The organism is Billgrantia sp. NRB1, assembly GCF_056921725.1.
In genome coordinates, this window is record NZ_CM167783.1 from 3,096,376 (window position 1) to 3,108,808 (window position 12,433).

8 protein-coding genes are annotated in these 12,433 nt (G+C 61.5%); all 8 read right to left on the reverse strand.

What is annotated here, in order from left to right:
- Positions 1 to 79: 79 nt before the first annotated feature.
- Positions 80 to 1,138: a DUF4214 domain-containing protein gene (locus ACZIYR_RS14100; protein WP_483527120.1), complete on the reverse strand. Its 1,059-nt coding sequence runs from the start codon at positions 1,136 to 1,138 to the stop codon at positions 80 to 82.
- A 458-nt stretch (positions 1,139 to 1,596) separates the two neighbouring features.
- Complete coding sequence (locus tag ACZIYR_RS14105; RefSeq protein WP_483527121.1) at positions 1,597 to 2,004, reverse strand: GtrA family protein; 408 nt, start codon at positions 2,002 to 2,004, stop codon at positions 1,597 to 1,599.
- Positions 1,994 to 2,983 carry a glycosyltransferase family 2 protein gene (locus ACZIYR_RS14110; protein ID WP_483527122.1) on the reverse strand — a complete coding sequence of 330 codons (990 nt, stop codon included), beginning with the start codon at positions 2,981 to 2,983 and terminating at the stop codon, positions 1,994 to 1,996. The genes ACZIYR_RS14105 and ACZIYR_RS14110 overlap by 11 nt, the downstream gene beginning before the upstream one ends.
- Positions 2,980 to 4,905: a hypothetical protein gene (locus ACZIYR_RS14115; protein ID WP_483527123.1), complete on the reverse strand. Its 1,926-nt coding sequence runs from the start codon at positions 4,903 to 4,905 to the stop codon at positions 2,980 to 2,982. Before ACZIYR_RS14115 ends, ACZIYR_RS14110 begins: the two co-directional genes overlap by 4 nt.
- 131 nt (positions 4,906 to 5,036) lie before the next feature.
- Positions 5,037 to 5,858 (reverse strand): SapC family protein, encoded by an 822-nt coding sequence (locus tag ACZIYR_RS14120; RefSeq protein WP_483527124.1) that lies wholly within the window; start codon positions 5,856 to 5,858, stop codon positions 5,037 to 5,039.
- A 122-nt stretch (positions 5,859 to 5,980) separates the two neighbouring features.
- The gene (locus ACZIYR_RS14125; RefSeq protein ID WP_483527125.1) at positions 5,981 to 8,443 is read right to left on the reverse strand and encodes a DUF4214 domain-containing protein; all 2,463 of its coding nucleotides are present in this window, start codon (positions 8,441 to 8,443) and stop codon (positions 5,981 to 5,983) included.
- 251 nt (positions 8,444 to 8,694) lie between these two features.
- Positions 8,695 to 9,471 (reverse strand): SapC family protein, encoded by a 777-nt coding sequence (locus tag ACZIYR_RS14130; protein ID WP_483527126.1) that lies wholly within the window; start codon positions 9,469 to 9,471, stop codon positions 8,695 to 8,697.
- Between the two features lie 107 nt (positions 9,472 to 9,578).
- On the reverse strand, positions 9,579 to 12,236 hold the full coding sequence (locus ACZIYR_RS14135; RefSeq protein ID WP_483527127.1) for a DUF4214 domain-containing protein: 2,658 nt from the start codon (positions 12,234 to 12,236) through the stop codon (positions 9,579 to 9,581).
- Between the last annotated feature and the right edge of the window lie 197 nt (positions 12,237 to 12,433).

Consider the following 12,433-nt stretch of genomic DNA (forward strand, 5'->3'; position numbering starts at 1 on the left):
GGCCACCTGGCGGCAGCCCGTGGCACCGCCCCAACCAGGGGAGGCGCCATTCAGCGGGTTGGGTATCGCTGGCCCTGCCTTACCAGGCCAGCTCGGTCCAGACTTCCTGCAGGTTGGCGATCCCCAGGGCGTCGAGCAGCTCGACCTCGAGCTTGAAGGCCTGGCCGTCTGGCCGGGTGATGGTCTCGTCGCCTTCATCGACCCAGGGCCACTGGTAACCGAAGAACCCTTCCAGGCCGGTCTCGCCCCAGAAGAACTCATGCTCGGTGACGTTCAGGCTCTCGGGCGTGACCAGCTCCCCGTTGAAAATGGCGAGGTCGATCCACTCCTCTGCCCAGCCGGAGCCGCTGGCAAGATCACGAATCTCGCTGTCACCGATGAACTCGATGGTCGCCAGCTCCAGCACATCGTCGCCGGTGGTCAGCGTCAGATGGCTGCCGAAGTTCTGCGAGCCCGAGAACAGCGCCTCCCACTGCCCCTCGAAGGCATCGATCTCCTGCTGGGTGATGGTGAGCACCGCCTCGCCGTTGACCGGCACGCTCTGGGCCTCGAAGCCATATACCAGATTGCCCTTCTCCAGCGTCACGCCGACCCCTTCCGAAGGCGGCGCCGGGGTCTCGTCGCCGGGGCCGGCATAGAGCGCATCCGGCTGGAACTCCAGCGCCGGAACGGCCACCTCGGCCCGCTCTACCGCCACCGCGTTACGCGCCTGGGCGGTGGAAAAGCTCTGGCCAGCGCCCGCCAGGGTATCCAGATAGGCCTCGGCCCCCTCCACCCGCGCCGCCAGCAGCGCGGCATCGTTGGGGTTGCCGGTCTCGGCGCGGGCGCCCTCGGCCAGGGCCGGGATCAGGCTCTCGCGGGTGAGATTGCCCGCCTCCAGCTGAGCCATCCAGTACTGCAGCCCCTCGACATCGGGCAGGCGATCGAACAGCAGCGCATAGGCGTTCACCAGAAAGGCTTCGTCGCTTCCCCCCTCGGCAAAGCGGGTCTGCGCCTCGGGCAGCTGCTGCAGCATGGCGCCCGACAAGGCGGCAAGCCCTGCCCCACCGGCCTGAGCCTCTGCCCAGCTCTCCAGCTCCTGCCGGCTTGGCGCCCGTCCCAATATCATGACCCCGAGTTCAATCAGTGACTTCTGCATCTTGCAGCTCCCTTGGTGTTATGTCGTTTTTCGCACGTCAACTGTGCCCAGCCATCATATCGGGAGCGCCGCCTCATTTCAGCAATGACTGATTGAATGCTTGACAGAGCACAAAAAAAGACGCTTCGCAGACTGCGGGTGAACTGGCTTTGTGGGAGGGACATAGGGCGCCTGAGGCGACTTCGCCCGGCGCCCTAAGTGGCATTTGACATCGCCGCAGGCCCATTGAAAAATTGCCGGGCGCAACAGGGAGTAAGGCGCCATGCACGCTGCCACACCAAGCCGGTCTTTCCAGAGGGATCAACGGGCCGGAGCAGTCCTATACCCTGCTGATCGGCACCTACAGCGCCATCATGGACGCACGACATGTTCCTCGGCTAAGCCCGGCGGTGGGCGTTGCACGCCGGCTTTTCGGACACAGCCCAGGCAACGCCCACCCCGCGATGTGCCGCGGGCGATCATCTCGACGCAGAGGAGAACACCCAGAAGCGTGACGCGGTAAACACGAAGAGGGGCACCAGCAACACAGACAGGCAGATCGCGAGAAACGCCGAGTCCACCCCCAGTGCCAAGAAGGCCCATAGCAGGCCATTGTTGATGGCAAAACCACCTAGTGTGACCGCCAGAAAACGCCATGCGCTTCCCTTCTGACGAAAGGTATAGCGGGAATGCCCCCAAAACGACACCTGAAAGGCCACCACAAAGGCCACCAGATTGACGATGAACGGGGAGCCTTCGGGCCACAGCCGCAGCATCCACCAGGCTACCGAGAGATGCACCACGGTAGCCAGCCCCCCCACCAGGCCGAAGCGCACCAACTGGCCCAGCAGGCGACGAACGTCGGCTCCTTTCAGCTCAACCTTCATTATCGGGCACTCTAGCCTCGGCCACGATATACAAGGGGCGGTCCTTGGTCTCGATAAACAGCCGCCCCAGGTACTCACCGAGCACGCCAATGGAAATGAGCTGCATGCCACCAAGAAACATCACTGCCGCGAAAAGCGAGGCGAAGCCGGGAACGTCAACGCCCATCCACAGGGTTCTAGCAACGATGTAGCCTCCATACAGGAAAGACAGCAGCGCCACCCCCACTCCGATATAGGACCATACGCGCAAGGGCCAGGTGGTAAAGCTGACGATGCCATCCAGGGCAAAATTCCACAGCTTCCAGTAATTGAAGCGAGTCTCCCCGGCAGCCCTAGTGGGCTGTTCATAGGTCAGGGCATGGGTGCTAAACCCCACCCAGGCATAGAGCCCCTTCATGAAGCGATTTCGCTCGGGCAAACTCTTCAATGCCTGGACAACGCGCCGGTCAAGCAGCCGAAAGTCGCCGCCACCCTCAGGCAGGCGGGTATGCGCCAACATATTGAAGAAGCGATAGAACTGACGAGACGTCCAGCGCTTCAACGGGCTCTCCTGATTATCCCGATTACGCACGCCATAGACCATGTCCACGCCCTGTTCATGCCATACCTTCACAAACTCGGGAACCGTAGCCAAAGGATGCTGAAGGTCTACATCCATCAGCACCACGGCATCACCGGCAGCATGGTCAATTCCCGCGGAAAGCGCGACTTCTTTACCAAAATTACGCGAAAAGGCCACATAGTGAACACACGCATGCTGGCTGGCATAGTCACGCAACAAAGCCAGACTGCCATCGCTAGAGCCATCGTCAACGAAGATCACCTGGCTGTTAAACACCCACTCCTCGCGAGCCGTCAGAAACGCCTCGATGAATAGAGGAAGGGAAGCCTCCTCATTATAGGCCGGCACCACCAATGACACGGTTTTGCCGGCGAGTGTCGATGCGCTCGACTCGATACAATGCACTTCCTGGCTCATTCAACCCGCTCCACTAACTCCAACGAATGCAGCCCCAGGGCAAGTTGCCGAGGGTCGCCGCCCTCTGCCGGGTGATCAGGATCACGTAGATGGTGGTAGAACAATCGAACCTCCGCGTCCGTCTGTCCTATCTGGGCCGATAGGTCAATCCGACGCCGGCAGCAGTTCCCTGCTTCATCGGCCGTGAAGTGCCAGCTTCCCGCCAGCTCACCCTGTACCTCGACATCCACTCGCTGCTCATCAACGGAAGGCCCCAGGTAGACATTGAACGACAGCTCCAGCGCCTCTACGTTTGCCAGGGCCGGATCGGCAAGATCGAGCCTTAGGGTAGATGAAGGCCCGTCGCTCCACACCCCCCAGGACTCGACATAAGACCACCCCTCACCCAATGCCTCATGGCCAGCCCCACGCCGCTCGCCCACCGTGACGAAGCCGGGTGACGAAAGCGGCAGATAGAAGGGATTACGCAACTCGGCCTGTTCATCGCCAAGCTCAGCACCACAGCGTCCTGAGGCGCGCAGATGATTCATGTATTCGAGCCAGTAGACCCTGGGCTCGATATGGTGATGAAAACTCACCAGCTGATGGGGGTCGATCCTCTCACGCACCTCCGAACGTATCACGGCTCCTGCGGGTAGCTCACAGGCCTGCTCATGTGCCGCTTGCCAGGGCTGCGAGCGCTGTCCCATATCGTTGGCAACGCGCTGGTTCTCGGTATGGTTCAGGCCTGCCATGATAGCCAACAGAGCAGCCAGCACCGGCGCCATAATGCGGCGTGACTGCCCCGCCATCAATAACCCCGCCAGGCAATAGAGCAGCACGCCCGCGCCCAGGAAAGACGTGCGGCTGTCCAGATAGCCACAGCTACCGTACTCGAGGCACCACGCCTGTTGCCGTGAGGTAGCCGCCAACGGAAACGCCATGTAGAGCATAAAGAAGGCGGTGACCAGCATGATGAGCAGTGCCTTTCGGCGTCCCGGTAGAGCCACTCGCAACAGCAGATACCATGCGCTGGCGAAGGTCAGCAGCGCCACCACTGAGGCTACCGCCCAAGTAGCAGCCGTAGCCCCGGAAAGCGACAAGCGAAAAAACGACATACCGGCCAGCACATGATAGACCGAGGTCAGAAAGAAGCGCCGAATATCGGTCAGCGCATCGATGCTGTTGCCTTCATACTGGGAAGGAAACATCAGCTGAAACAGGAGGTAAATCGCCAACACCAGGACCGCCAGCAGCGTGTCGGCCAGCAGGCGGGAGCCGCGCACCGGCACGCCTAGCAGCCTGCGTCGCGCCACTGCCGGTGTCGTGGCATGGGAGAGATGCTCCACCGCCATCAGGGCCGAAGCCAGGAGTATCACATACTCGCTGACCAGCATCGCCATGCCCTGCAAGGCGTACAGAAACAGCAATAGCGGCAACGCAACCCGATCGCGGTTCCACAGCCACAGGCGCGCCGCCAATATCAGCAGGAAGGGCAAGGTATTTTGCAGCGGATACGCCGTGGGCGGCATATGCTCATAGGCCAGAGGATGCAGCGCCAGCATGCTCACCAGCATGAAGGCCGTCACACGCCACTCGCCTTCGGCAAGCAGACGGCTGGCATAGCGCGCAAAGAGCACCATGACCCCGAAATAGCCGGACACCATCAGCCAGCGTGCCGGCCACTCGGCGGCCCAGTAGGCGCCCAACGCATTCAGCGGGGTCATGAAGAAGTGACCTATACGCCCGGTCAGGTAGGCAAACTCACGCGCCGCCTCCCACACCTGATCCCAGCCACGCCAGGCATACTGCAGAAACATGGCATCATCGGCGGTGAGCCGATAGCCCGAGGTGAAATGCACCAGCTGAAAGAGAAACAGCGCCGCCAAGACCGCACCGATAATAGGCTGGCCTGGCGCTGCGCCGAGCCAGCGTGATCGCATTACATTCACTCTCATCTGCTTCCCTGCGCTAAGCACCCAAAAGCCGGCCGGAATCGCTGCCCGACCGCCCACAAGCCAGGAGCGGAGCCGACCTGGCCATCGCGGGCTTGTCCGAAAGGTGAGACGCGCCCTCAGCTATCGAAATCGAAGCTGAAATCGTCCTCGCCGCTGCCAAACAACGACTCTACATCGACCCGCTCGGAATCCCCCTGCTGGCGATGATGCTCGGCGCGCAACTCGTAGAGCCGCGCCAGCGCCTTCAGGCGATGCTCGGAGAGCAGCTGCGAGTAGGCTAGTGACAGTGCCCCACTGTCACTGAGAGCGGCCAGACGCTCGGGCTCCAGGCCGCGCAGCGCGTTCTCGTCAATATGAAACAGCCCGGTCACCTCACGCTGACGCCCCGACTGGGTCTCATCGCCACGCTGGCGATGCTCGATCTTCCAAGGTGCGATCACCCCTGCCTCGGCCAGCTGATCTACCGCCCGCTGGGTCACCTGGCGATTCTTTTCCAGCTTGCCGAGGAACTCCATCAGCTGGTTGATACGTTCGGTAGGCTGGCCCTCGTCATCGAACAGCGCCTGATCGTCGGGCTCGGCCTCAGCGTGGAAGGCCGGCGAGGCCTCATCCACGCACAGCACCAGGCGGTCGCCATCGGTCTCGGGAAGCAGCCGGAACGGGTGGGCGCGATACCAGGCCGGCATATAGCCGCCGATCCAGCGACCGTTGGTGTGCACATACATATTGCTGCCGGCCTCCAGGGCCTGGATGGCCACCAACTGATAGCCCTCGCTCTCGGCCGGCTTCACGAACCCCAGCATCATGGTGGGCAGCAGCTGCGGCACCTCCTCGGCCACCACAGGCACCACGGCCTGGGTCAGGGCAAAAGCGTAGCCGCTGGCGGCAACGCCAGAAGCGAGATGGGCGGTGCGAGAGAGGGGAACGTAACGCGGCATGGGCACCTCTTGCGGGGAAAGTAAGCCAGCCGCCAAGGGTACCATAGGCACCGTGTCAGGGGCAGGCGATCGGCCCAAGACCCGCCGCCGCCCGCCCCCACTCTCCACTAGAGGGGGCCTGGTCAGGCGGGCTCGAAGTCGCCGCCCGCCAGAAAGTCGTTCACCCCCACCAGGTTGGCCTCGGCGGAGAACTCGGCCAGGCCGCTATGCTCGCCATCGAGCTCGCTACCCGAGGTACCGGCCACCGTCCAGGCATCATTGGCCAGCCGTCCCAGGTAGGTCAGCTCACCGGTATCCACCTGGCCATTGCTGACGACCTCACCCGAGCCGCTGCCCTGACTCTGGCCCGCCTGGCCATCGGTCCATAGCCACAGCGCGACATCGCGGACATGGGTGTGCTGGCTGTCGTAAACCAGAAACAGCTTGCTGTCGCCCTCGCTGCCGGCTTGGTGATCGCGGAAGAACCAGTTGGCCATGGTGCTGGCGGCATTGCTCTCCAGGCTGCTGGCCGCAGTGGAGTAGCCAGTGTGGGTAAAGGCCACGATATCCGGGCCCGCGGCTCCAGCCTCCAGGCCCTGGAGCGCTGACGCATAGTCGGCCATGGTCTCGAAGGCGGCGAACGTAAGCGCATCACCCAGTAGCGGGGAGACATCGAGCCGATGCGACCCGGCCGGCGCACCCTCGTCCGGCGCGATAGCGAAGCCGCCTGCGGCGAAATCATCGATCAGCAGGTCATGGCGGGGGCTATCATCGGTGAAAACGAACTCGGTGAGGCGAACCTGCTCCGTGGCCTGGAAGGTCGAGCCAGCCTCGTCATCCAGCCAGTAGACCAGGCTACCCTGCCCCTCGGCTCGCGCCCCCAAGTTCTGATTGACCGCCAGCCGAACGCCCTCATCGAGCACCACCTCCACCTCGCTGCCAAGGGAGATCTGTAGCGCATCCCACGGGGTGGCATCGGTGAACACCAGCTCGCCCTCGCCTTCGACCGACAGCGCAGCATCGGGAGGGAGCTTGGCCGCCAGCGTCTGTGACGTCTCGCCGAGCATCATCTGCAATGCGAAGGGCTCAACGGCAATCGCCGAGAAATCCGCCTCCAGAGTGTCCTGCAGGTCGTCGATCGTCAGCTCGGCCGCCCCGTTGATGGCCGCCAGCAGCCCCGCATCCTCTTTGGCCAACGCCTCGACCAGGGCTGTCGAATCATCCCGGATAGCGTAGCTCGCCTTGTCGGCAAGGCCCGACTCGTGGAGAAGGGCGAGCTGAGCCAGATCGAGAGGGTCGCGGAAAAAGAGGGCTTGAGCCTGGCTCAAGGCCGCGAGCAAGCCCGGCTTGAACTCGGGCACCTGCCCATGGATGGTGAAGGCATCGCCGGTATCCCCCAGCATGCGATAGTGGAGCGTGATATCGCCGCCATCCGGCAGTGGCCGCATCTGGATCGCCGGCTCCAGCATCAGGTCGCCCTGGCCAACGAACAGCGCCATGTGCTCTTCGGTCCAGGCAAACACTTCGCCTACCAGAACATCCAGCAATCCCCACTGCTCCCCGCTCTCGTCGAGGTCGCGTGGCACCACCGCCTCGACAATGGTTTCAAGCAGCGCCTCATAGGCTGCCATATCCGTCGGCTCCGACTCGATCACTCCCTGCGCCTCGGCCAGCTCGCGCAGCTGCGGCCAGCCAATGAGCTTCTCGTCTTGCTCCTTCACCCACTCCATGACGATCTCTTCGGGTACGAGACCGCTTATGATCAGCAGCTCGACCAGCGCCTGAATGCCTTGATCATTGAGGTCTTCCGGGTCGTCGCCGGCAAACATCACCAGAAAGGCCTTCAAGGCCGTGCCGCTCAGATTCCAGCTCACGCTCTCCCCATCCAGGCGCAGGGGCTTCTGGGTGTCGGGCCCCTCACTCTGTATATCGAGTGGCTGCCACTGCCGGCTGATGCCCTCTCTCGACAACGACAGGGAGAGTTCAGGCTGCAGGCTGACTGCCACGCTGATCGGCCCGGTTGCGGTGCCGGCCGGCGACAGACTGCCGTCAGCGTTCTCCGCGAGAAAGAAGCTCGGTGCGGGGGGCGGTGACGGGGGCTGAGGGCCGGGCTCCGGGGCGGGTTCGAGCGGCGGGTTCAACACGCTCTCGCGGGTAAGCTCTGCCATCAGCCGGCCGGCGTGGTCGAGGTCAAACACGCCCCAGCCGGCATCCAACAGCGCCAGGTAGTCACTAGCGGCAGCGGTGCGCGCCTGCATCACCGAGACATCGCCGGCGGAATCCGGGTTGGCGCGGGCGCCAGCGGGCAGGTAGGCGGGGAGCGAGGCCAGGGTCAGATGCCCGGCGTCGACCTCACCCAGCCAGTAGGCCAGCCCCTCGGCATCCGGCTGGCGGCCAAAAAGCTGCTGGTAGTAGGCGGCGACCACCGCCTCGGGCTCGTGGGTATCGACAAAGCGCATCTCGGCTTCCGGCGAGGCCATCATCAGCGACGAGACCTCGGCGACGGATCGCCCCTCATCAAGGCGCGCCTGCCAGTAGGCCAGCCCGTCGGGGTCCGGGGCGCGGCCGAGGATGGCGAGATACAGGTGGGTCAGTGCGTCCTTCACGTGGTTCTCCTTATTGTTGTGCCAAAGCCGGGGGGCGTGCGGCATCCCGCCCTACATTAGCATGTACCATATGCTCGCCCCTTAACGAGCTTGCAACGCTACCACCGGCCGCCCGGCCGGCCAGGCAGCGCGGGAGTCCGGCATGCCGGTGGCGAAAGCCCTCCTCTCAGAGCAGCGCCCCTCGGCACCTGTTCGCAGGCGGTGAGCGAAAGGCCGATGGCGAGGGGTGACAAAGCGCGGCTCCATGGGCCTTAGCGATCAAAATCAAAGCTCAGCTCATCATCGCCTTCGCCAAACACCGCATCCAGGTCGATGTTCTCCGGCACGGCGGTCTGTTCGGCGCGCTGTTTCAGCGTGGGTAGCTGATGACTGCTGATCATCTGGGTGTAGGCCAGTGCGACCGCACCCTTTTTTCGCAGGGTGTTAAAGGCGCTTTGCGGCAGGGCATTGAACGCCTTTTCATCAATCCGGTAGAGGTTAGGTGCGGCAACGCCACCCACGGCCTGCAGCTTCCACGGCGTTAGCAGCCTGTGAGCAGCCAGGGCATCTACCGCCTGCTGGGTTTTGATCACGTGCTTTTCCAGCTTGGTGAGAAACGCAAAGACCTCTTTCACCGCCGGGGCAAGCTCGCGCTGGTCGTCCAGCAGGACTTCTTCAAAGCCTGCCTGCCCGGTGGTGTCCAACCAGGGGCTTTGCTGGTCAATACCCAGCGCCCGCTGCGTGGCCTTGGCACCGGGTGGCGTGATAATACGAAACGGCGGAGTACGTAGCCACGCCGGTACGTAACCCGCCTCCCAGCCGTACTGGGCGTTCAGGCAGTGGTTGACCTCGCTGGCCAACCCCAACAAGGCCGAGAGCACAAACTGCTCGCCCTGTTTGACAAACACCAGCGGCAGGTGAGCCGCCGCCTGGGCGGCTTCAGGGGCCATCACCGGCACGGTGGCCAACGCCTCGGCGTGGCGGTAGTCGGTATAGCGCCGCCAGCGCTGGTGGGCGAGCTTGGGGCTTAACGGAAGAATCTGAGACATAACACCTCGACTCCATTAGGTAATTCGCTGAATGGAAAAAGCCCCCAGCCTAGGCCGGGGGCTTCATTCCTCAACCCATTACTGCGCTAGGTTATGAATGAGCTGGATTAGCCTGGAATGCCACCTTCATCCAGCTCAGCTACAGCAACGCCCACCAGTTCGGTTTGGATGCTGTAGTCGCCTGCTTCATCCGCTTCAATTTTCAATTCGCCACCTTCTTCAGAGGCAGTAAAGAGATCAAACGTGGCTTCACCTTCAAGCGCATTAAAGGCCTCGATAATGCTGCCGAGATCTTCATAGCCCTCAACTGTGAAGTCAAGAACAACATCTTTATCCTCTCCATCCTTGAGACTCAGGCTGAAGTCATAACTCTCACCTGCTTCAAGGTTTTCAATGTCGAAGGTGGCTGACCAAAACTCTTCCGAGATTTCAGCTTCACCCTGAGCAGAGAGCGCTTCGTCAGCAACGAGATCCACCGCCTGCTCACCGACAGTGTAAGTAAATGCACTCAAACTGAGACCAACTTCCTCACCCTCCGCTGCGGAAGTGATCACCAGCTTGCCAGCGTTTTCACCTTCAGTCGGAATTTCAGCCGTACCATTGTCGTCCAGCGCAACATTCAGAGCCGTGACGAATGCATCCAGATTGTCGTAAGCTTGGTGTTCCAGATTGACAATTTCGCCTTGAGCATCACTCAGCACAAAGCTATCAATGGTTAGCTCGCTATCAGCATCTACGATGCCTGTAAGCTCGACAGCCAATACGGCGGGCAGGTCTTCAAAGACGGGCTGTGTTGCAGCGACTTCGATTTCCGCTGTACCAGCACCTTCGGTAATGTCGATCTGTGTCGCTGTGTCGCCATTAACCGCAGCAGAGTACGACTCGTCGGCTTCGATCAGACCGGCCAGCTCAGACACGATGTGTTCCAGCGTGTCGTCTTCAGCAGCTTCGTAGTTGAACGCATCTTCACCGATATTCACGGTGTAAGTTGCGCCTACCACTACTTCCGTGCCAGCCAGATCAACGGTGCGATCTGCATCTACATCAGCGTCGACACCTTCGTCAGCTTCGTTGATGTTACCAGCAACCGTGACGTCTTCCGGCTCAGCCGGTGTCGCAGCCACGTCGATCTCAGCCGTGCCAGCGCCTTCGGTGATGTCGATCTGTGTCGCTGTGTCGCCATTAACCGCAGCAGAGTACGACTCGTCGGCTTCGATCAGACCGGCCAGCTCAGACACGATGTGTTCCAGCGTGTCGTCTTCAGCAGCTTCGTAGTTGAACGCATCTTCACCGATATTCACGGTGTAAGTTGCGCCTACCACTACTTCCGTGCCAGCCAGATCAACGGTGCGATCTGCATCTACATCAGCGTCGACACCTTCGTCAGCTTCGTTGATGTTACCAGCAACCGTGACGTCTTCCGGCTCAGCCGGTGTCGCAGCCACGTCGATCTCAGCCGTGCCAGCGCCTTCGGTGATGTCGATCTGTGTCGCTGTGTCGCCATTAACCGCAGCAGAGTACGACTCGTCGGCTTCGATCAGACCGGCCAGCTCAGACACGATGTCTTCCAGCGTGTCGTCTTCAGCAGCTTCGTAGTTGAACGCATCTTCACCGATATTCACGGTGTAAGTTGCGCCTACCACTACTTCCGTGCCAGCCAGATCAACGGTGCGATCTGCATCTACATCAGCGTCGACACCTTCGTCAGCAGCATTGATGTCACTGGCAACATTCTCTAGCGCTTGTTCCCCAACCTGCTCTTTCGCCCCTTCAGCAGTCAGAGGCTCTGTGCCGACCAGCTCTACGTTATCTTGAGCTTCAACGCTGTAGCTGAAAGCGTCAACGGTTAATGAGGCGCCAACACCAGTAGACTCTGTGATTATAACAAGCTTCCCAGCGTTATCACCTTCGGTCGGAATAGCAGCGCTTGCGACATCCTCCAACACTCCATTCAAAGCATCCAGGAACTCTGCTGAATCACCATAAGTGCCATCAACCAGCGTAACCGCTTCTTCGGCACCGTCCACGGTGACCGAGAGGTAGGTAACAGTGAAGGTGCTATCAAGATCCAGGTTGCCGAGGTCAATCACCAGCTGAGCAGGCTGAGCTTCTACAAGCGGCTGATACGCGCTCTCTTCAGTGACCCCGAACGTCGGAGTGCTCGGGACAACAGGGGGCGGTACCACACCGCCGCCGCCACCCGTGTCACCACCGGTGTCGCCCGAGTCGTCATCGTCGCCGGGGTCGGCGTCCGGGTCGAAGATGTCGTCGGGGCCGAACTCCAGGTTGGGGTCGGCGACGTCGCCACGGCTGACGGCGCTGACCGCAGCGGCAGCGGCGTCGGCGTCATATTCGGCCTCACCGGCTTCCACCTGGGCCAGGTAGGTGCTGGCGGCATCGGCACGGGCATTGGCCAGCGCGGCGTCGTTGGGGTTGCCGGTTTCGGCGCGCGCGCCTTCCAGCAGCACGGCTACCAGAGTGCCGGCTTCGATATTGCCTTCCTCAAGCTGAGCCAGCCAGTAGTTCATGCCTTCGGTGTCCGGCTCGCGGCCAAACAGTACCTGATAGGCATTGGTCAGCAGGGCCACGTTGCTGTCCGCTGCGGGAAAGCGGGCCTGGCCTTCGTCACTGGTCAGCAGATCGGCGGCAAGCTGCCCCATGGAGAGCGCGCCCGCATTAAACTCCACCTCCCACTGGGCGAGCTCGGACGGGGAAGGGGCACGCCCCAGAGTGGCAACGGCAATATCGATCAGCGCTTCACGCATAGTTTATTTCTCCATTAACGCGCAGTACACGCAAAATACTCGCGATTTATCGTCCATCGCGAGCAATAAATCCTTCTTGACACTAACGAACTCGACAGACGTAGGCAAGCCTTTGTCGTCAAGAGAATGTATGATTAACACGGTTGGTTTGCGATAGAGATGAGCGCGCAAAAAAGCCCCCGCGCAATATGACGCGG